20 protein-coding genes are annotated in these 18,754 nt (G+C 69.4%); 4 read left to right on the forward strand and 16 right to left on the reverse strand.

Features of this window, described 5'->3' with window-relative positions; all coding sequences use genetic code 11:
- Window positions 1–186: 186 nt before the first annotated feature.
- Entirely contained in the window at window positions 187–3,543 is a 3,357-nt protein-coding gene (locus tag PQI23_RS05370; protein ID WP_339972292.1) for an Ig domain-containing protein, read from the forward strand.
- A 144-nt stretch (window positions 3,544–3,687) separates the two neighbouring features.
- Here the strand turns inward: PQI23_RS05370 and PQI23_RS05375 are convergent, their stop codons facing one another.
- The 6 genes from PQI23_RS05375 to PQI23_RS05400 form a co-directional block, all read right to left on the reverse strand.
- Window positions 3,688–4,914: a C2 family cysteine protease gene (locus PQI23_RS05375; protein WP_339972293.1), complete on the reverse strand. Its 1,227-nt coding sequence runs from the start codon at window positions 4,912–4,914 to the stop codon at window positions 3,688–3,690.
- A complete protein-coding gene (locus PQI23_RS05380; protein WP_339972295.1) occupies window positions 4,911–5,045 on the reverse strand; it encodes a hypothetical protein in 135 nt (44 codons plus the stop codon). The genes PQI23_RS05375 and PQI23_RS05380 overlap by 4 nt, the downstream gene beginning before the upstream one ends.
- 215 nt (window positions 5,046–5,260) lie before the next feature.
- Window positions 5,261–5,563 (reverse strand): hypothetical protein, encoded by a 303-nt coding sequence (locus tag PQI23_RS05385; protein WP_339972297.1) that lies wholly within the window; start codon window positions 5,561–5,563, stop codon window positions 5,261–5,263.
- Window positions 5,560–5,880 carry a hypothetical protein gene (locus PQI23_RS05390; RefSeq protein ID WP_339972298.1) on the reverse strand — a complete coding sequence of 107 codons (321 nt, stop codon included), beginning with the start codon at window positions 5,878–5,880 and terminating at the stop codon, window positions 5,560–5,562. Before PQI23_RS05390 ends, PQI23_RS05385 begins: the two co-directional genes overlap by 4 nt.
- A 45-nt stretch (window positions 5,881–5,925) precedes the next feature.
- Entirely contained in the window at window positions 5,926–6,048 is a 123-nt protein-coding gene (locus PQI23_RS05395; RefSeq protein WP_339972300.1) for a methionine/alanine import family NSS transporter small subunit, read from the reverse strand.
- Window positions 6,045–7,661 (reverse strand): sodium-dependent transporter, encoded by a 1,617-nt coding sequence (locus PQI23_RS05400; protein ID WP_339972302.1) that lies wholly within the window; start codon window positions 7,659–7,661, stop codon window positions 6,045–6,047. The genes PQI23_RS05395 and PQI23_RS05400 overlap by 4 nt, the downstream gene beginning before the upstream one ends.
- Window positions 7,662–7,799: 138 nt before the next feature.
- Between PQI23_RS05400 and PQI23_RS05405 the strand changes: the two genes are divergently transcribed.
- Window positions 7,800–8,948 (forward strand): heparan-alpha-glucosaminide N-acetyltransferase domain-containing protein, encoded by a 1,149-nt coding sequence (locus tag PQI23_RS05405; protein WP_339972304.1) that lies wholly within the window; start codon window positions 7,800–7,802, stop codon window positions 8,946–8,948.
- 50 nt (window positions 8,949–8,998) lie between these two features.
- Here PQI23_RS05405 and PQI23_RS05410 read toward each other — a convergent pair whose 3' ends face one another.
- A complete protein-coding gene (locus tag PQI23_RS05410; protein ID WP_339972306.1) occupies window positions 8,999–12,061 on the reverse strand; it encodes a hypothetical protein in 3,063 nt (1,020 codons plus the stop codon).
- A gap of 88 nt (window positions 12,062–12,149) precedes the next feature.
- On the opposite strand from PQI23_RS05410, the gene PQI23_RS05415 reads away from it, so the two are divergent.
- Window positions 12,150–12,512 carry an iron chaperone gene (locus PQI23_RS05415; protein ID WP_339972308.1) on the forward strand — a complete coding sequence of 121 codons (363 nt, stop codon included), beginning with the start codon at window positions 12,150–12,152 and terminating at the stop codon, window positions 12,510–12,512.
- A gap of 147 nt (window positions 12,513–12,659) precedes the next feature.
- On the opposite strand, the gene PQI23_RS05420 is transcribed toward PQI23_RS05415, so the two are convergent.
- The 8 genes from PQI23_RS05420 to PQI23_RS05455 all read right to left on the reverse strand — a co-directional run bounded on the left by PQI23_RS05420 (window position 12,660) and on the right by PQI23_RS05455 (window position 16,643).
- On the reverse strand, window positions 12,660–13,004 hold the full coding sequence (locus PQI23_RS05420; protein ID WP_339972310.1) for a hypothetical protein: 345 nt from the start codon (window positions 13,002–13,004) through the stop codon (window positions 12,660–12,662).
- A complete protein-coding gene (locus PQI23_RS05425) occupies window positions 13,004–13,657 on the reverse strand; it encodes a hypothetical protein (protein WP_339972312.1) in 654 nt (217 codons plus the stop codon). Before PQI23_RS05425 ends, PQI23_RS05420 begins: the two co-directional genes overlap by 1 nt.
- A complete protein-coding gene (locus PQI23_RS05430) occupies window positions 13,654–14,220 on the reverse strand; it encodes an RNA polymerase sigma factor (protein ID WP_339972314.1) in 567 nt (188 codons plus the stop codon). The genes PQI23_RS05425 and PQI23_RS05430 overlap by 4 nt, the downstream gene beginning before the upstream one ends.
- 80 nt (window positions 14,221–14,300) lie before the next feature.
- Window positions 14,301–14,918: a hypothetical protein gene (locus tag PQI23_RS05435; RefSeq protein WP_339972316.1), complete on the reverse strand. Its 618-nt coding sequence runs from the start codon at window positions 14,916–14,918 to the stop codon at window positions 14,301–14,303.
- A complete protein-coding gene (locus tag PQI23_RS05440; protein ID WP_339972318.1) occupies window positions 14,915–15,502 on the reverse strand; it encodes a DNA/RNA endonuclease G in 588 nt (195 codons plus the stop codon). Before PQI23_RS05440 ends, PQI23_RS05435 begins: the two co-directional genes overlap by 4 nt.
- Window positions 15,503–15,943, reverse strand: coding sequence for an NTP pyrophosphohydrolase (locus PQI23_RS05445; protein ID WP_339972320.1), 441 nt, complete (start codon window positions 15,941–15,943; stop codon window positions 15,503–15,505).
- Complete coding sequence (locus PQI23_RS05450; RefSeq protein WP_339972322.1) at window positions 15,940–16,131, reverse strand: DUF2273 domain-containing protein; 192 nt, start codon at window positions 16,129–16,131, stop codon at window positions 15,940–15,942. The genes PQI23_RS05445 and PQI23_RS05450 overlap by 4 nt, the downstream gene beginning before the upstream one ends.
- On the reverse strand, window positions 16,128–16,643 hold the full coding sequence (locus tag PQI23_RS05455; RefSeq protein ID WP_339972323.1) for an Asp23/Gls24 family envelope stress response protein: 516 nt from the start codon (window positions 16,641–16,643) through the stop codon (window positions 16,128–16,130). Before PQI23_RS05455 ends, PQI23_RS05450 begins: the two co-directional genes overlap by 4 nt.
- 285 nt (window positions 16,644–16,928) lie before the next feature.
- On the opposite strand from PQI23_RS05455, the gene PQI23_RS05460 reads away from it, so the two are divergent.
- Window positions 16,929–18,044: a PD-(D/E)XK nuclease family protein gene (locus tag PQI23_RS05460; RefSeq protein WP_339972325.1), complete on the forward strand. Its 1,116-nt coding sequence runs from the start codon at window positions 16,929–16,931 to the stop codon at window positions 18,042–18,044.
- A gap of 88 nt (window positions 18,045–18,132) precedes the next feature.
- Here the strand turns inward: PQI23_RS05460 and PQI23_RS05465 are convergent, their stop codons facing one another.
- Window positions 18,133–18,390: an AMP-binding enzyme gene (locus PQI23_RS05465; protein WP_445238406.1), complete on the reverse strand. Its 258-nt coding sequence runs from the start codon at window positions 18,388–18,390 to the stop codon at window positions 18,133–18,135.
- Between the last annotated feature and the right edge of the window lie 364 nt (window positions 18,391–18,754).

The following is an 18,754-nucleotide window of genomic DNA, read 5'->3' on the forward strand; positions in this document are numbered from 1 at the left end:
CTGGCGAAGCCCCCCGGGTGAAAGCGCGGGTGAATTCTCCCGGAGTGCAAATGTGCGCCTCTCAGCTTCCGCTATCTTTCACGCGGGGGACGTGAGTGATCACGAACATTTCACTGTTGACGCAGGCATGAAGATCACTCAACATGTCGCACGGGTATCTGGGAGCACATGTTGTCTACCTTCGGCGTGCCACGCGCACGCACGCATCGTCTGCGATCGCGCGCCGGGCGCGCGATCGCCATCGCCGCGACGGCCGCCGTCGCCTTCTCCGGGTTGCTCATCGGCACGGCGCAGCCCGCAGCCGCAGCCGTCGAGAACATCCAGTTCGAGGCCCCGAACAACAATCTCGTGACGCTCGGCGACCTCGCGAGCCGCTCGCAGCGCGGCCCGGTCACCATCAGCGGCATCGGCCCCTACACCGTGCGCGGCACCGACGCGAAGTCGGGCGAACCGTACGAGTTCGTAACCGACTGGAACTACTCGGCCACCAACATCGGCTGGCAGCGCGAGAGCGACGAGCGCACCAGCTCGATGACGTTCGGCTCTGCCTCGAACGTCTCCTTCCTCAACCGCACCGGCGCTCTGCAGTTGACCTCGGGCGGCAACTGCGCGAACAACAACTCGTTCGGCGGGCTCACGACGTACTGCTCGTCGTTCGGGCCGGAGGTCTACTCGCAGCCGTTCGCCGCGACGGACGGCCAGGCCGTATCGTTCGACTGGGCGGCGCAGCGCGTCAGCGACGACTACGAGATCTACGCGTATCTGGTTCGGGTCGATGGCCAGGGGTACGGCACGCCGGCGGACCACACGCTGATCGCGTACGGGCGCGGCAACACGCAGAACTGGACGACCTCGAGCAAGAAGATCCCCGCCGACGGCACCTACCGCTTCCGCTTCGTCAACGGCACCTACGACCAGACCGGCGGCTTCGCCATCGGGTCGAACATGTACATCGACAACGTGCTCAAGCTCGGCCTCGACAACCCGATCGACTTCGCTCAGCTCTCGGACCGCGTGGTCGCGGACGGCCCGCTCACGGTCGGCGCGACGGCTCCGGGCGGCGCCGTGACCTTCAGCACGAGCACCACGTCGATCTGCGCGGTGAACGGCACCACGGTGACCTTCACCGGCAATGTCGGCACCTGCACGATCGTGGCGAACCAGGCCGGCAACGCGGAGTACGTGCCCGCCGAGAGCACCGCGCGCTCCTTCCGCGTGCTCGCCGCGCGCACCGCGCCTGTGAACGCTGGACTCCCCTTCGTCACCGGCTCCACCAACGAGGGCGACACCATCTCGTTCAACGAGGGCACCTGGCTCGACGGCGGCTCGCCGATCACGGAGACCCGCGTGCAGTGGACGCAGTCGGTGAACGGCGGGCCGGCGACGCCGATCGCCGGCGCGACCGGCGACGCCTGCTACCTCGTCGACTCCCCCGGCAGCCAGCTGCGGGTGAGCGTCACCAAGGTGAACGCCATCGGTGAGACCACGTCGGTCTCCACGCCGCTGAACGGCTTCGACTGCGGCGCACCCGCCGCACCGGTGTGGGCGCAGCAGTCGCTCGGCAACCCCGTGGCCGGCGACGCCGTCTCGGTGACCTTCACCGCGAGCGGCGCGACCAAGCCGACCTACTCGGTCGTCGACGGCGCCCTGCCCGCGGGCCTCACGCTGAACTCCACCACCGGCGTCGTGTCGGGCACCCCGATCGAGCCCGGCGCGTACTCGTTCACCCTCCGTGCAACGAACCCGACCGGCACCGCCGACCTCGAGGTCAGCGGCACGGTCAACGCGGCACCCGGTCCGATCACCGGCGGCCCCGACGCGTTCGTCGTCGGCGAGGCCGCGGATGGAGCCGTCGCCGCAACCGGCACCCCTGCTCCTGCCTTCACCGTCACCGCGGGCGCGCTGCCCGCGGGCGTGACGCTCGACCCCAAGACCGGAGCCTTCACCGGCACCCCGACCGTGCCTGGCGACTACGCCTTCACCGTCACCGCCTCGAACGGCATTGGCACGGCGACGACACGAGAGTTCACCGGCACCGTCGAGCAGGCGCCCAACTGGAACGTCGCCATCGGCTGGACCCCGCAGGTCGGAGCACCGCTCGACGTGACGTTCACCGCGAACGGCACCCCCGCTCCGACCTACTCGATCAGCGCCGGCGAGCTGCCCGACGGCCTCACGCTCGACGAGGCGACCGGGCGCATCAGCGGCACGCCCACCACGGCGGGCCCGTACTCCTTCGTGCTCCTGGCGACGAACACCCAGGGCGCGCAGGGGATCAGCATCTCCGGCACCGTGGTCGAGGCCCCCGGCGCGATCACCGGGGAGCCCGGGCACTGGATCGTCGGTGCGGCTGCGACCGGCACGCTCGAGGCCACCGGCACTCCCGCACCCACCTACCTGGTGACCGCGGGTGAGCTGCCGCAGGGCGTCTCGCTCAACCCGATCACCGGTGAGTTCAGCGGCTCGCCGATCTCGGCGGGCGAGTACTCCTTCACCGTGACGGCGACGAACCGCATCGGCGACGACGTCACCCGCGAGTTCTCGGGCGTGGTCGATCAGGCTCCGGTCTGGAACGAGCACGATGGCCTCGCACTGCAGACCGGCGTCGACGTCTCGACGTCGTTCACCGCCTCGGGTACGCCGACTCCGATGTACTCGATCCTGGCCGGCTCGCTGCCCGAGGGGCTCGCGCTGAACGAGAAGACGGGTGAGATCACCGGAACGCCGACCACACCGGGCGCGTACTCGGTGACGCTCGGAGCGTCGAACGGCATCGGCGATCCCGTGCCGCTCGAGCTCACCGGCATCGTGACCGACGCCCCCGTCTGGGTCGACACCACGCTCGGCGACCTGCGCGTCGGCGCGGCGTTCCTCGACGGCGTCTTCGCGCAGGGCACGCCTGCGGCGACGTACTCGGTCACCGACGGCACCCTGCCGGCGGGCCTCACCCTGAACGAGCTCACCGGTGCGATCACCGGAACGCCCACGGCCTCGGGCACGTTCGCGTTCACCATCACCGCATCGAACGGTGTCGGCGAGGGTGTGGCGCACGAGTTCACCGGCACCGTCGTGAAGTCGCCGGAGCAGGCTCCGGGCTCCGAGGTGAAGCTGCCCCAGCTGCAGCAGGGCAAGTACCTGAAGATCGATCTGAGCAGAGGCGTCGACTCCGACCCCGCTCCGACGTACCGCGTCACCAGCGGTGCGCTGCCCGAGGGTCTCTCCCTCGACCCGGAGACGGGCATCCTGAGCGGTACGCCGATGCACGAGGGGCCGTACTCCTTCATCATCACCGTCGACAACGGCACCGGAGAGCTGCTCACCTTCGCGTTCGAGGGGTACGTCGAGGCCGCGGCCGCCGCTGCTCCCGCACCGGGCGAGTCGGGTGCCTCCGGGGCTGCTGATGGCGCCGGGTCGGGGAACGCCGGTCTCGCCGCGACCGGTGCCGCCACGGCTCCCGTTGCACTCCTCGGCGCCGCGCTGCTGCTGACCGGCGGGCTCGTCGGCGGGCTCGCGCTCGCGATGCGCCGCCGCCGCATCGGCTAGGCAAGTCCGCACTCGCCGAGGAGCTCCGCTCCGAAAACGATGCCCCCGGGTCCGCTCAGGATCCGGGGGCATCGTCGTGCATCGGCGTCTCTTCTGCGAGGCGACCTCGGTGACGTCACCTCCGTGACGCCACCTCCGTGACGCCTACTCCGTGACGTTCGTCATGGTGGCGCGCCAGAAGAGATCCTCGACGTCCTCGGCGCTGACGCGGAACTCGCCTCCGCCGTCGGCGCTGTTGCCGGGCCCCCACGGGTTGCGCATCCACACGCTGCCGTCGGGGTCGATGCGCGTGATCACGTAGGAGTGCGACGTCACGACATCGACCTCGCGGGAGTTCCCGTCGGGGTCGGTGACCGTGATCTGGTGGTCGCCGCTCCGGGGCGACGAGATCACCACCTGCCCGCCGTCGTCGAGCACCTCTCGCAGTTCGTCGACCTGGCCGGAGTCCAAGCCGGAGTAGTTGCTGTTCTCGATCACGTCGACCGGGTGACCGGTGATGATCTCCATCGCCTCGGCCGGCACTCCCCCGTCGATGAAGTCGTAGCCGTACTCCTGGCGGATCGCCGCTTCGTAGAGCGCGGCGATCGAGGGCTTGTCGGCGCCGAAGATCCACCAATCCCAGTCGCTCTGCTTGGCGCCGTTGTCGAAGACGTACTCGACGAAGACCTCCTCGGGCTCCCCGTTCGAGTAGAGCGTGACCCAGTACCCCTCCTTCTCGGGGTCCCAGCGCACGTTCTCGCGGATGAACGCGTCGCCCTCGTCCGTGTCGAGCAGCGACACGATCGAGCTCAGCATGAAGCAGTCGCCGATGCTGCCCTGCGCGACGTCGTCGGGGTCGAAGGCGTCGTCGTCAAGGATGTTGTCGGAGACCCGCTCATCCGGGTCCTCGGGGTCGTTGAACCAGCCGAAGGGATCCCACCACGGCCGCCCGTCGCCCTCCTCGCCAACCGCGGATCGCAGCTCCTCGGCGGCCGCGGATGCCGCCTCCTGCAACCGCCCGAGGGCCCCGAAAGCCGCGAACTCGGCGCGCGCGATGCAGAGCGCGGCGGGAATATCGAGCGGGTTGGATCGCAGCGCCCGGGCGGCGCGATCGACATCGCCCTGCGCCTGCTCGTAGGTCGACTGCGCCTCGCGCTGCACCGCCGCGTAGCGGCTCAGCGTGCCCGCCGCCGCTTCGAGCGTGTCGGCGAGGCGCAGACTCTCGGGCAGCGTCTTCGCGACTGCGGAGCCGTACGCGTCGGCCGCCGCTCCGGTCCACGTATCCGGCCGAGCACGAGCGGCCTCCTGGCGCGACCGCTCCGCCGCCTGCGAGCCGACCCGGAGGGCCGCCGCCGCGGCCTCGACCGCCGCCGCGTCACCGAACCTGCTCACCACAGCCGCCACCGGAGCTGCACCGTCGCCTGCGCACCGTCGGCCTCCGAAGCTGCCGCGCCGTCGATGCCGAGCACCTCGACGACGCACAACGCGTGCACGCGGGCTCGGTCGCCCGCGGCGAGCGCCATGTCGGAACCACCGCGCGCCGCATCAGAGGCACCGAGCAGGCGCACGCTGCGCCCCGGGTCGACGATGGAGACGCCGATCGTCGACCCGCAGATCCGCGTCTACGTGCCCGCGGGCACCGTGCGCTCGACGCCCACGAACCCGAGCAGCCCGACGGCGACGAGCGCCCCCGCGGCCGCCACCCCGCCCGCGATCGCGGCGATCCTGCCCCCGCGACTCATGCGCCCGCCTCGGTGCTTGTGGGCTCCGCCTCGGTGATCTCGATAGCCGCCGCGGTCTGCGTGCCATCAGGGCTCACGAAGATGTCGACGACGTGCACCGTTCCGCCACCGGGCAGCGGCGCCGTCTCGCCCGGGCCGAGCTCGACCGCGGTGCGGCCGTCGGGGCTCGAGATGCCGAGACGTGCCGCGATCCCGCCGCCGGCGTCGGATGCGCGCAGCTTCGTCGTGATGAACCCGATCGAGCAGGTCGTGCCGCGGCGCTGCGCGCCCTGCCGCAGCAGCTCGGGTGCCCCGCTCACGCGAGCGGCCCTGCGTCGACGGTCGGCGCGAACGCACCGCAGAGGCGCCCGATGCCTGCAACGAGCTCGTCTTCGACCGCGCTCATGTCGTCGAACGTCTCGCGCACGCCGTTGTCCAGTGCCGCCCAGCGCTCGGTCAGCTGCTCGGTCTGCCGCCGCACAGCCGACTCGAACGATGCGACGGCGCTGCCGAGCACCTGCGGCCCGAAGGCCGCCGCGCCGGGCAACTGCGGCACCGCTTCTCCGAGATCCTCCGAAGCGACCCGCAAGTGCTTGCGAATGGCTTCCACGTCACCGGCATCGATCGCGATCGTCACGCTCACCCTTCCCCGAGTTCCCTGCGTGACATCATACGGCGGGCGTCACTCGTCGTCGTCGGCCCCGCTCACGTCGGGGTGCTTGCGCAGGCGCAGCACCGACCACGCGAGCCCGCCCCACAGAATGCCGATCGAGAGCGCCATCATGATGAGTGCACTGGTGGTCATCGCGTTCCCCCTGAGGTGCGTCGTTGAGCTGATGTTTCCCGGGCCACCGTCACGAGATCGGTCATCTCGGTGTGCAGCTGCTCGGGTTCGTCGGGCACGAAGCTGTCGGCGTCACCGCGACGGTACCGCCGGTAGCTCATCGCGAACGAGAAGATCGCGAGCAGGGCGATCGCGCCCCAGCCGATCGCCGTGATGAACCAGGTCGGGAAGCCGCCGTACCCCTCGGTGATGTACTCGGTGATGCCCCGCACGAGGATGACCGCGAGGATCACGGGGGTGACCGCCGTGACGGCGATGGTCCAGATCGGCCCGAGCTTGAGAGAGGAGAGCGCGTTGAGGTGCGCGCGCAGGCTCGGTACGGCGCGGAACACCCACGCGACGAGCACGAGCGTGGCGACGGCCGAGCCCGTGACGCCGATGTTGTTGACGAATGCGTCGAGCACGTCGAGCACGTTGAGACCCGACGAGGTGCCGAAGAGCAGCACCGAGGGGATGCCCGCGGCGAGTCCCACGGTCACGGCCACGCGGCGCGTCGACCATCCGGTCTTGTCCTGCAGCGAACCCGTGACCACCTGGTAGATGGACAGGAGCGACGAGAACCCGGCGAGCACGAGCGAGCCGAAGAAGAGCACACCCATGAAGGCTCCGCCCGGCATCTCGCTGAGCAGCGTCGGGAACGTCATGAACGCGAGCGCGACGCCGCTCAGCCCGTCGAGCTCATCGATCTGCACGTTCTGCGTGAAGGCGAGGAAGCCGAGGGCCGCGAACACGCCGATGCCGGCGAGGATCTCGAACGCGCAGTTCGCGAACGCCACGACGACGCCCGAACCGGCGAGGTCGCTGCGACGCTTCATGTACGACGCGTAGGTGAGCATGATGCCGAAGGCGATCGAGAACGAGAAGAAGATGTGTCCGTACGCGGCGAGCCACACCCCGGGGTTCGCGAGGGCCGCGAAGTCGGGCTCGAAGAACTGGTTGATGCCGTCCCAGGCACCCGGGAGCGTCATCGCGTAGACCACGATGATCACGAAGACGATGACGAGCAGGGGCAGCGTGATGCGGTTGGCGCGGTCGAGCCCGCGCCGCAGGCCGAGCGACATCACGATGATCGCGGCGATCCACACGATCAGCAGCGTGATGAGCACGGCGGGCACGAATTCGAAGGTGACACCCGGGGCATCGGCGAGCTGCAGGTAGTCGCCCGTGAAGAATCCGACCGCGTCGTCGCCCCACTGGCGGCCGAAGCTGAACCAGACGAACCCGAGCGCCCAGGCGATGATGACGGCGTAGTAGGTGAGGATCAGGAAGGACACGCCCACCTGCCACCAGCCGAGCGGCTCCGCCTTGCGGTTGAGCCGCTTGAACGCGAGCGGCGGCGCGGCGCGGAACTTGTGCCCGATCGCCGAATCCAGGAAGAGGATCGGGAGACCGGCGGTCAGGAACGCGACGAGATACGGGATCAGGAAGGCCCCGCCGCCGTTCTCGTAGGCGACTCCCGGGAACCGCCAGATATTGCCGAGGCCCACTGCGGAGCTGATCGCAGCGATGATGAAGGCGCTTCGCCGGCCCCACGTTTCGCGCTCGGGCGCACTGTTCTTCGTTGATGCAGTCACGAGGTCACGGTAGCAGGCGGTGCGGCGCCTCGCGAAGTCGGGCCCGCCGGCTGAGAGGCGAGAACCGCGATGCTCTTGCTCTCGTTTCCAGGCTCAAGCGAGAATAGCGGCATCGTTATTCTCGCTTCCCTCCTCCGAGTGCAGATCTCCCGGCTCGAGCCTCCGCTGCGCATCGCGGGCGTCGATCTCGCCCGCGGGCTCGCGGTGATCGGCGTGTTCGCCGCTCACTTGGCTGCGATCGAGTCGCTGGAGTGGGGCGACCCCGGCACGTGGTCGGGGCTCGTCGAGGGGCGCTCGGCGGTGCTCTTCGCCATGCTCGCGGGAGTATCGCTCGGCATCGTCGGCGCGGCGGCGCGGCGTCGTCGCGAGGCAGGTGGGCTGGTCGCGCCCGCGCCGCTGTGGGGGCTGCGCACGCAGCTGCTGTTCCGCGGCATCCTGCTGTGGCTGCTCGGCATCTGGCTCGACGACCTCGACGTGCCCGTCTACGTCATCCTCCCCGCCTACGGCGCGCTCTTCGTGCTGGCGATCCCATTCACCTCGCTCGCGCCGCGCTACCTCTTCGCTCTGTCGGCGGTGCTCGCGGTCGGCGCCCCGTTTCTCGTGCAGTGGATCAACACCGCCGTCGCCGGCAGCGACGACCCGATCGCCGCCGAGGAGTCGCTGCGCCTGATCGCCTGGAACTACCCACTCCCGCTGTGGCTGGCGTTCATGCTCTGCGGCATGGCCGCCGGAGGGCTGCTCATGCGCTCCTGGAAGCACGCGTGGCCCCTGCTCGGCGCGGGCGCGCTGCTCGCCGTGCTCGGGTACGGCATCATCGGATCCGCCGCCCGCGCAGCGGAGACTCAGCCACTCGACGCGTTCGCGAGCGCGGGAAGCGAGTGGTGGGCCGCCGTGCTCAGCGACGCGCCGCACTCATCGGGTCTCGGCGAGGCCTTCGGCTCGGGCGGTTTCGCACTCGCGGTCACGGGCGCCGCCGTGCTGCTGTGCCAGACTCCCCTGCGCTGGATCGCGCTGCCCCTGCGCGCCGTCGGCTCCATGCCGCTCACCGCGTACGTCGTGCACCTCGGCATCTGGGCGATCTGGATCGCGGTCGAGACCGCGCGCGACCCCGGCCTCGACCCGTGGATCGATTTCCGCGCGCTCAACCCCTTCTGGCCGATGACGGTGGGCGTACTCGTCGGGTGCACGCTGTGGGCAGTGCTCGTGGGGCAGGGGCCGCTCGAATGGCTGCTCGGCAAGATCACCAAGGCTCCGCGATGGCTCCCGGTTCGCGCGCGGCACTCGTGAAACGCCAAGAAAGTGCACTATAGGCGCTCTTACTGCACTTCATTGGCGGTTCACGGCCGACCAGCACTTGCGCGCAGCTGAGCGAGGAGGCCCGTGCGGGAGTGCCCGTGCGGGAACGCCCCGGACTCGACGTATTCGAGCACGCTGCGCCCGTCGGGCAGCGCCGGCGCGGTCACGTCGAGCTCACCGCGCATGAGCAGCGTGTGCACGAGCGGCTCGAACTCGGCTTCGTCGGCGTCGCGGTCGGCGAGCTGCACGATCGGGTGACGCGCGACGCCCGGCCCGCCGAGGCCCAGCCCCGCCTGCGCACCGGCTTCGAGCAGGCGGATGAGCAGCAGCAAGTCGTCGGCCCCGAGCGTCGGGTTCTCGAACAGCACGTTGATCGGGGTGAGGTGCGACAGCTGGATCGACGCGTCGATGTCGTCGAGGTCCTCGAGCAGCAGCAGGGCGATCTCGCGGCGGTGATTCGGATCGGGGTTCGCGAGCGCGGCGTCGAGTACGTACCGGCGGGGCGGCATGCCGAGCACGGCGTCGAGGAACTGGTTGAGCGACCCGGTGAGCGCCACCCGATGCGCATCGCCGAGCTGCGCGTAGGCGGCCTCAGCCTGATCGAGCGAGACCGGGCGCTCGAAGACGACGCTCGAGTAGCGCTCGTCGGCGAGGATGTCGGCGCCGAACTCCTCACCGGCGCCGACCGCCCACTGCAGCTGCGGCACGCCGACGACCGCCGAGTAGAGGGTCGCGAACGGGTTCGAGGTGTCGGGCGCTGAGCTGTCGGGCGCTGCACTGTCGGAGGCGGCATCCCCCGGGGCCGCACCTGCGGGCCGCACCCTCCGCAGCATGCCGTCCGAGGCGCGCCAGTCGTACGCGTCGCGCCAGAACACCGCCTGCACCGCGGGCAGCGCGCTGGCGGTGGGCAGGAAGCCGGGGATCGCCGAACCGCTCGGCTGCTCCCGCGTCACTACGGGGTACAGACCGTCGGGGTCGCGGTCGGTCACGAGCGACAGCAGGTCGACCGGCACGCCCGCGAAGAGCTCGGCCTGATCCTCGAACGAGAGCCGCGCCCCCTCCGCCGCCGAGGGGTCCACCGGGAACGACATGAGCAGCCCGCGCCCGTCGTGAGCGAAGCACCACACCCAGTAGTGGTCGTCGGCGCGAATCCGCCCGCGCACCGCCTCCGGGCACAGCGATGAGCCCGCGAGGTGCGGCCCGCGCCAGGCGATCTCCTGCGGCTCGGGCTCGCCCGCCACCTGCGCCGCGAGCGACGCGATCACCCGGGTGCGCTGCCTCAGCTCCCACGTGCGCATGCCGCGCATGATGTCGACCACCGCGTCGGCCTGGGCGATCACGATGATCGCCTGCGGCTCCTCCGCGTAGCTCGGGTCGGGCGCGCCCGCGACGAGCACCACGGCGTGGCCGTTGACCCACCACATCGGCGCGTTCATGATGCCCACGCCGCGCATCACTCGCGCTACGGGCGTCTTGCGCTCCGCGCCGGTTCTCGGTTCGCGCGCCTGCATCTCGAGGGCCGCGCCCCACCGATCCTCCATGGCCTCGCTCAGACGGGTGACCCAGGCCTGCAGCACCTCGACCGTCCATGGCTCGGCGAGTGCGACCACGGCGCGCAGCACGCGACCGTCGATCGGGCGCAGATCGCGTCCGCCGACGCTGAAGGTGCGATCCTTCCAGTCGGCCTGCTCGGGGTTTGTGCTCCACCACGCCTCGGTCACGCGCTCGATCTGCCGCACGATGTCGCCGTGCGTCGCCTCGCGGGGCAGCCCGTACCCGAGCCGTTCGTGATCCGCAGGGCGGGGCTGCTCGGGGTACGGGCACGCGGCGAAGAGCTGCTCGACCTGCCTGCGGCGATCCGCGGTCATGCGCCCAGCGACGTCGTCGATGGTGAAGGATCCGCCGAGCCGGTACGGCTTCCGCACCGCGTCCGCGAACCCGAAGTCGTCCATGCCGAAGTCGTTCAGGCTGCCGATCTCGAGCAGGTTGCGCGTCACCCGCCAGTGCTCGCCGTCGAACCAGACGGCGCCCGAGATGAGCGGCAGCGGCTGGTCGCCGAGCATGCGGAACTCGAGCTCGTGCTCCCCCGGCTCGCCCCGCCCGTTCTCGGTGCGGGCGGCGATCAGTTCGCGCAGGTCGTCGGGAATGCCATCGAGCATGCGGGCGATGAGGATCAGCTGCGCCTCCTCCAGCTGCTCCTCGGTGCCCGCTGCACCCGTCGGCTCCTCCGCGTTCGTGTCACCCGACAATTGGTCGGCGATGAGCTGCCCCGCGGCGCTCGTGATGAACTCGGATCGGGGATCCTGCATGAGCACCAGCACGCGGCCGTCGTCGGCGAACGTCCACACGGTGGTGGTGCCGTTGCGTGCCCGCAGGCTGAACCGCGAGGCCTCGAGCACCGTGTCGCGCACCCGCACCTCGCCCTGACCCGCGAGCGTGCTCATCAGCCAGGCGCGGCGGCGCAGTTCGGCCGGGTGCTCGCCGTGCATGATGAGGTCGTGCACGGTGATCTCGTCGTCGGCGAGCACGGCCATGCCGCCGAACGCATACTCGCGAGGCAGCACGATGAGGATCTGCCGCAGCATGCTCGTCATCGGCTCGCCGTCCCAGCTGGTGAGGAGCACGCAGCACAGCTCGCCGCGATCCCACATCTCGGCCCGGTCGATGTTCACCGCCACCATCAGGTAGTCGAGGATGCCCTCGGGCTCCTGCGAGACGCCGACCAGCTTCGGGGTGCGCACGAGCGGCGCGCCCCACGCCTGGTGCAGCACGCGGCGCACACCCTGCGACCACGTGTCGGCGATCTCGGCGTACCCGCCCGGCGGCAGCTCGCGGTCTGCGGGCGCGCCCTCGGTGAGCGTCTTATCCTCATTCGGGTCGTAGCCGCCGAGCGGCAGGATCCAGACGCCCTGCGACTCCTCCCCCTCCACGCCCTCGAACGTGAACTCGTCGTCGGGCGACTCGGCGATCAGGTAGTCGACGAGTCGCTCGCAGAAACCCGGCACCGCATCGAGCCCGAACGGCGGCTCGTAGATCGGGAGATCGTCGTCCTCCTCGTCACTCGGCTCGTTCGCCCCGCTGCTCGTCCCGGTGTCTTCGGTCATCGCCCGCCCTCCCTGGCCCGTACGCGGCTTACGCTAGCAAAGCGGGCGGTGTCGCGGCAGGGGCGTTGGGCTCGGTTACACTCGCCTCATGGTCTCGAAGGCGGCAACCATCGATGAGTATCTGGCTGCACTCGATCCGGAGCCGCGAGCCGAGCTCGAACGCATTCGCGCCCTGGTGACATCGCTCGTGCCCGACACCGTCGAGTCGATGAGCTACGGAATGCCCACGCTCTCCTACCATGGGCGTGCGCTCGTCTACTTCACCGCCTCGAAGAAGCACCTGAGCTTCTATCCGTCGTCGTGGGCGCTCGAGGAGCTGCAGGATCGCCTCACGTCGTACAAGACCACGGCGCACGCGGTGCAGTTCACGCTGAAATCGCCCCTTCCCGACGAGCTGATCGAGGACCTCGTGCGCGTGCACCTGCGGGAGATCGAGGCCGGTCGGAAGTAGTGCGTCTCTGCGAGCGGGGTCACTTCGGGAGGGTGTCGCTGCCGACGAGCGAGGCGACACACTCCGCAAGTGACCCCGAAGCATCGAGCGACTGCGGGAGGGAGCGCCAGGCCTACGCGGGCAGGGCGACCCCTCGCACCCGTCGACCTATCGGCCGGCCTCGTCGACGTGACCCACGGTGATGCGTACCTGCGCGGGCAGACCCGTGAGCTCTAACACCACCGTGGCGATGGCGCGGTGCAGCTCGTGCACCGTCTCGACCACGCTGCGCGTGCGCACGAGGCCGACGGAGCACTCGACCGATACCGCCTCGCTCCCCCGCTCGATGCGCACCACGGAGGTTCCACGCTCGCCGAGGCCGAGCAGCCTCGCGCCCGCGTCGACGACCGCACGGGTGCCGACCCCGCTGCGCAGCAGGGAGGCGACGCCGGGCACGGCGAGCGCAGCCGCCTCGATGCGGGAGGCCAGCAGTTCGTTCGTGATCGCGCTCATCAGTGCTCCTCGCTCTCCGTTCCGATCCCGTCGCCTCGGCGACCCCCGAGAGACGACGGCACGCCGTGCAGGTCGTGCACCACGATGTCGATCCCTGAGAGATTCAGCAGCGCGTGATCGGCGAGGCGGGAGGCGATCGCCGCACGCAGGTGATCCACCGCGCTCGGGATCTCGCGCCCGTGCGCGACACTCACCTCGGCGCAGACCGTGGCCGGTTGCCCGGGCTCGGTCGGGTCTCCGTCGATCCTCACCCGACCGATGAGCACCCCGGCGACGTCGCTCTCGGCGGCGCGCACCATGCCCCGCACGGCACCCTCGGTGATGCCGAGGTCGGCGCCGACCTCGGGGCTCGGAATGGGAATGCGACGACCCGCCCTCGCGTCGAGCGTGATGCCGCTGAGGATGCTCTGCACCCAGCTCTCGTCGGCCTCGGGCTCCGCTCGCGTATCGGCGGCGAGCAGCTCGGGCGAGAGCTGCCGCAGGCGCCAGAGCGCGTCGAGCGCGATGCGGCACCCGGGCGAGCTCTCGATCTCGGGGTTCACGGGGGTGCGGCCGGAGTCGAGGTAATCGGAGAGCTGCTCGATGGTGTAACCGTCGAGGTCGTCGGGTTCCATGCCGAACGCGTCGGGCGTCGGGGTGCTGATGTCGTTCATCGCCACTGCTCCATCCGAACGATAATGTCTTTTCGCGCGCGGGCCAGCAGGCCTCGCACGGTTGATCGCGGGATCTGCAGCTCTTCGGCGATCTCGTCGTACGAGCTCCCGCCGATCTCGCGCATCACCCAGCACTCGCGCTGAGATCGCGGCAGCTCCTGCAGCGCCGCGTGGAGGGCGGCGATCCCCGCGCGCGCCTCGGCCTGGCGCGGTGGCGCCGAGCGCTCCGCAGCGGGCAGTTCGACCGCGTCGAGCGCCGAGTACGGCCGCGCCGCCCGCGCCCGGTCGATCGCCTTGCGGCTCGTGATGCGCATGAGCCAGCTCTTCACCTTGCCCGGATCCTCGAGCGCGGGCAGCTGCTCCCACGCCGTCACGAACGCCTCCTGCACCACATCGTCCACGTCGGCCGTGCCGTTCAGCAGACGGCGCGCGTAGGCCCGCATCATCGGCGTGTACCGGCGCACCAGCACCGCGAACGCCGCCGCGTCGCCGTCCGCTGCGCGCCCCGCGACGATGCGGTCATCGGCCGCCTCCACACCGGAGGCGCGATCCTCACTGCTCACCGCTCATCGGTCCCTTCACTGCACCAGCTCTTCACTGCCTCAGCACTTCACTGCATCAGCCCTTTCGCCGTACCAGCCCGTCACCGCACCCGCGACTCGCTCGCGGCGACCCGGGAGCGGATTCCCGACCGGATCGACAGGAGCATCGGGGTCTCTCGCCCCGTGAGCACGGCGAGGTTGTCGGCGAGCTGCCCGACGAGTTCTGCGACGTCGCGGGGCGAGGTGCGCTGGCGCGGCGTGACCTTCACGTGCAGTACGTCGACGCCGCGCACCTTGCGCGCCGCCACGCGCGACGAGAGGATCTCGCTGCGGTTGGCCAGAGCCCCCGTCAGAGCGTCGGCGGCGAACCCGTGACCGATGGTCACGGCGCCCTGCGCACCGTCGCGGGCCTCTTCACGGAGCACCGTACTGCTGCGCCCGCCGCCGAGGCGCGCGACGATGATGACGGCCACCACCACGATCGCGAGCAGGGCGGCCAGCACCGCGATGGCGAACCAGCTCACGGGAGTCGCCTCGGTGAGGCGCGACGCGGTCGCCGCATCGCGCATCCACCGCACGGACGATTCGGTGGCGGATCGCCACACGGATGCGATGTCGGGCACGAGCGCAGCTGCTGCGGCGACCGCTCCCCCGGCGATCAGCACGACGCCGACGACGAGCAGCACGGTGCGGTTCACTCCGCGATGGGTGGCGTTCATCGGTCTCTTCCTTCTTCGTCTGCGGGCTTCGCGATGCGTGCGTGCACCTTCACCCCGGGCGACAGCTCGTAGCGGTCGATTTCTTCGGCAGCGAGCGCGCGTACGCGATCCTTCTCGATGTTCTGCCCCGGGGCCGGGCGCACCGTGACATCGATGCTGCGCGACCCCACCCCCACGACCACCGCACCCGGCGCCAGATCGAGGGATCGGCGCAGCTGCTCCGCGATCGCCGAGGCGAGCACGCCGTTGTCGCACACCACCGCGATCGGGTGGCCGCTCAGCGCGTGCCTCGGCCTGCGGCCCGGCCCGATCGCGAGCCAGACGAGCACAAGCCCGAGAAGGGCCGCGATCGCGCCTCCGGCGACGACGGCGCCCTGCGGCTCAGCATCCGGGAGTTGCGCCAGCGCGTTCAGCCCGTCGCCCGGCGTCACCAGCAGGGGGCCGAGCCCGGTGAGCCACCGCACGATCTCGATACCGACGAACACCGCTGCGGCTGCCAGCACCACGAGCACGGCGACTGCCGCGACGGTGCGCGGCGAATGCGTCTCGCGACGCACGCCCCGGTTCAGCACGCTGTTCGACATCTATCTCACCCGCTTTCGTTCGGTGACGACGGCCCCGTTCACAGTGACGGAGATGCGCCGGATCGCTCGTCCCGTCATCCGTTCCAGATCGTGGGCCAGTTCCGCTTGAGCCGCGCGCATCCGCTCGAAGACGGGGGTCTGCGCGCGAATGGCTTCGGTGTCTGCGAGGTCGGGGATCGGCAGCTTGGCCGAGAGCCGCACCGCGAGACCGCCGCCCCACTCCGACACCTCGGCGTGCACCTCGTCGCGAGTGACGCCGATGGCGTGCGCCGAGGCTTGCGCCACGACCTTGCCGATGGCGCGCTCGTGCACCTGCACGCGGCCGGGGAGCTGCGTGCCCGGTGCGCCAGTGCCGGTGCCGGTGTCGTTTTCGGTGTCGATGCCGGCGCCGGTTTCGATACCGGTGCCGGCGCCCGACCCTCCGACCGTGCCGGCGCTCATGACGACGTGCGCCGCCCGGTGAACGCCCCGGCGAGCGCACGAGCGTCGAATCGGCCCGACACCAGGCCGCCCACCAGTGCGCCGAGCGCCATGAAGACGGCGACGAGCAGGAAGCCCCAGAACCCGAAGATCAGGGCGGCGAACGCCAGCACGGCGCCCGCCGCGGCCCCGGTCACAATCGCGCTCACGATACGCGCGTCTCGGCGTCGGCGTCGTCGGCGTCGTCACCCGGGAGGTGCACGTCGTTCACGGCGACGTTCACCTCGACGACCTGCAGCCCGACGAGGCGGGTGATCGCCCCGGCGACGGCGCTGCGCACGTTGTCGGCGACTTCCTGGATCGGCGTCGGGTAGTCGACGACGATCGTGAGGTCGGCGGCGACCTGAGTCTCGCCCACCTCGACCTTGACGCCCTGCGTCAGGTCGGTGGCATTCATCGCGTCGCGCAGTGCGCCGAGCGCCCGCGCACCGCCGCCGCCCAGGGCGTGCACGCCGGCGACTTCGCGGGCGGCGATGCCTGCGATCTTCGCGACGACACCCTCGGCGATCGTGGTGCGGCCCGCCGAGGCGTCTGCCGCGGTGCTCGCGCTGGTCGACGACGACACGTGATCGACGCGCGGTGCGCCGACGCGGTTCTTGCCGCCCGTCGCGGTCGACGCGGTGTCGAGCTTCGCAGACGTCTGAGTCTCGTTCGTGGCCATGTGCGCTACCTCCTGTATCGGTGGGCGGCTGACGGGCCGCCCGAGTGACGAGCGAAGGATCATCGCTCTACAGATAGGACGCAGCAGCGGCCTCATGTGTCACAAAAAATGTCACACAATTTTTGAGGAAACGCGAGGGGCTGGATTTCGGGCGCGGTGAGCGGTCAGAAAAGTGCAGTATTCCGCGGCATAGTGCACTTTACTGACCGGCCACCATCGAAAGATAGGGCGGTCGCGATCCCACAGCCGATGCTTACTCGGGCCATTCATCGGTACATTGAAGTCGTGCGCGATGCGAGCGATCTTCCGATGCCCGCGGCCCTGGATCTCTCGTTCCTTGATGCGAGGATTTCCCCGGCTGCTGTGCCGAAGCGTCCCGTGAACGTTTATGAGATCTTGCGCGACGGATGGCGAGAGACTCGTGTCGATATGACGCTCCAGTTCTTTCTCGACCCGAACGAACGACACGGCCTGGGAACACTTGCGGTCGATGCGCTCCTCCGGCTCCTCGACCGAGCCCCGTTGCTCGACGAGGACGGACCGAGCGGGAGTACTTTCGACGCCGAGCAGTATTACGGATCGTTCGCTTGGGAACTGCAATCGCAGTCTGACTATATTGACGTCCTCGCAGTGAATCGCGAGCTCGACATCGCGGTGGTGCTCGAGAACAAGATTCGACATGATCTCAACAATCCTCTCGAGAAATACACCAGACGCGCACTCGCTGCCGGAGTCAGCACTGCGATCGTTGCGGTGCTGGCTCCGGAGGAACGTCAGGCTCCGGACGGCCAGGAGGCGTGGCTGTCTGCCAGCATCACGTACGCCAACTTTGGCACCGCGCTCAAGCAGTCTCCCGCGCTACTCGAGCATCTGCTCGCACCCTCCGATCTCGACCAGCGCCGCAGTCTTGACCTCTTACAGCAGTTCCTCGAAGTTCGAACCGGAGGGCCGAGTATGTCCGATCTGTCCCACGAAGAGTTGCGTCTCGGCGAGTGGCGCGATCTCTTGGAGGCCCACAGCGTAGCAATCGATGCCTTTCGGACAACGCAGCGCGAGATGCAGAGACTCATCAAGGAACGGTCAGCCCGTCTCGCCCCAATCATTGCCGAGCGACTGGCGGAGGAGCAGTTCGTCGTCGACTGGGAGGCTCATGGAGGTCGTGGCGACGAGGTCTGGAACGCCTATCACTTCCCCGATATCGCCTGGTCGATCGAGCTCAAACTCGCTACCCGACCGACCCTTCCGTTGATCTTCGTACAGAGCTATCCGGGCCGAACGTATCGGCAGATCGAAAACGAGCCACTTGATCTCACTTGGGCTTCGCCCGATGAGGAGCTCGTCGAAGCATTCTTGCTGCGCGTGCAGGCGCGATTCACCGCAGTTGCGCCGAACAAAACCTGAGCGTGCATCGCGCATACGCTTCGATCATCTGATCAGCAAGCCTTCCGACAGACTCCTTAAAGCTAGGTCCGCGCCCTGCAAAGCGCGTTCACGCCTCGCCGGGTACGGCGCCCTCGTGGGTGAGCGACCGCAGCGCGAACTTCTGAATCTTCCCCGTCGAGGTCTTGGGCAGGGCGTCCACGAGTTCGACGTACCGAGGCGCTTTATAGGCCGCGATGCGGCTGCGCACGTGAGCGATCAGCGATCCTGCATCTGCTGTCATCCCGACTCTCACGACCGCGAACACCTTGGGCGTCTCACCCAGTTTCGTGCGGAACTGCCACGACTGCCATCTCGAGCACGGCAGGGTGTGCTGAGGCGCTGGTCAGCGATGAAGCTGGTGCAAGGGCAAGGCCAGCGCTCGACGCGCTAGCCTGAGGCGCAGACGGCGCGCCCGCATGTTGCTCTCTGGCAGGGCCCTCACCGTTGACCACCCGCGCCACGCTACGGGTCAGGGTAGATTCAGACTTACAATATGATTCGCTGTCTTTGCCCTTGGCTTCCTCCTCACCGGGAGCTCAGGATACAGCCCTGAGAAGGTCACGTCTTTGAAGCAAAACACGTCCGAAGAGCACCCCGAGAAGGACCTCGAACGGGTCTGCTGCACGTTTAGGTGACAGATTAGTCAGGCAGCGAGTGCGACCTGCTCGTTCATGATGGCCTCGTACTCG

Source organism: Leucobacter sp. USCH14, from assembly GCF_037619215.1.
Taxonomy (GTDB): Bacteria; Actinomycetota; Actinomycetes; order Actinomycetales; family Microbacteriaceae; genus Leucobacter.

Coding starts and splice junctions, on each gene's coding strand:
- PQI23_RS05440 (WP_339972318.1), bottom strand. CDS start 15,502: ATGTCGAACAGCGTGCTGAACCGGGGCGTGCGTCGCGAGACGCATTCG.
- PQI23_RS05435 (WP_339972316.1), bottom strand. CDS start 14,918: ATGAACGCCACCCATCGCGGAGTGAACCGCACCGTGCTGCTCGTCGTC.
- PQI23_RS05410 (WP_339972306.1), bottom strand. CDS start 12,061: ATGACCGAAGACACCGGGACGAGCAGCGGGGCGAACGAGCCGAGTGAC.
- PQI23_RS05425 (WP_339972312.1), bottom strand. CDS start 13,657: ATGAACGACATCAGCACCCCGACGCCCGACGCGTTCGGCATGGAACCC.
- PQI23_RS05455 (WP_339972323.1), bottom strand. CDS start 16,643: ATGGCCACGAACGAGACTCAGACGTCTGCGAAGCTCGACACCGCGTCG.
- PQI23_RS05395 (WP_339972300.1), bottom strand. CDS start 6,048: ATGACCACCAGTGCACTCATCATGATGGCGCTCTCGATCGGCATTCTG.
- PQI23_RS05445 (WP_339972320.1), bottom strand. CDS start 15,943: ATGAGCGCCGGCACGGTCGGAGGGTCGGGCGCCGGCACCGGTATCGAA.
- PQI23_RS05415 (WP_339972308.1), top strand. CDS start 12,150: ATGGTCTCGAAGGCGGCAACCATCGATGAGTATCTGGCTGCACTCGAT.
- PQI23_RS05380 (WP_339972295.1), bottom strand. CDS start 5,045: ATGGCGCTCGCCGCGGGCGACCGAGCCCGCGTGCACGCGTTGTGCGTC.
- PQI23_RS05420 (WP_339972310.1), bottom strand. CDS start 13,004: ATGAGCGCGATCACGAACGAACTGCTGGCCTCCCGCATCGAGGCGGCT.